The sequence below is a fragment of the Paraburkholderia sp. SIMBA_027 genome, from assembly GCF_046535315.1.
Lineage (GTDB): Bacteria > Pseudomonadota > Gammaproteobacteria > Burkholderiales > Burkholderiaceae > Paraburkholderia > Paraburkholderia tropica.
This window is the reverse complement of the sequence record NZ_JAWRWY010000996.1, coordinates 1-258: the sequence shown is the minus strand read 5'-3', so window position 1 is coordinate 258 and position 258 is coordinate 1. Positions and strand designations below refer to the sequence as shown.

At 60.9% G+C, this 258-nt stretch carries 1 pseudogene; it reads right to left on the bottom strand.

Features of this window, described 5'->3' with window-relative positions:
- Window positions 1–50: 50 nt before the first annotated feature.
- Window positions 51–258: pseudogene (locus SB764_RS42090) on the bottom strand (alkene reductase); the annotation flags it as partial.

The window sequence follows — 258 nt, the reverse complement described above, 5'->3', positions numbered from 1 at the left end:
AGTGGGAACTCGTTCGATTACCGGACGTTAAATGCGGCGCGGGTTGAGGCTTATGGATGAGCGGGGTAATCAGTGTATCCGCGCTGGTCGCCACCAAAGAAGGTACTGGGGTCTGACGCGTTGAGCGCCAGTCCCTCACGGATGCGCCGCGGCAAGTCAGGGTTGGCCAGGAACGGCCTTCCGAAGGCAATGATGTCAGCACGGTTGGCGGCCAGGGCACGTTCTGCGGTTTTCGGATCGTAACCACCGGCCACCATC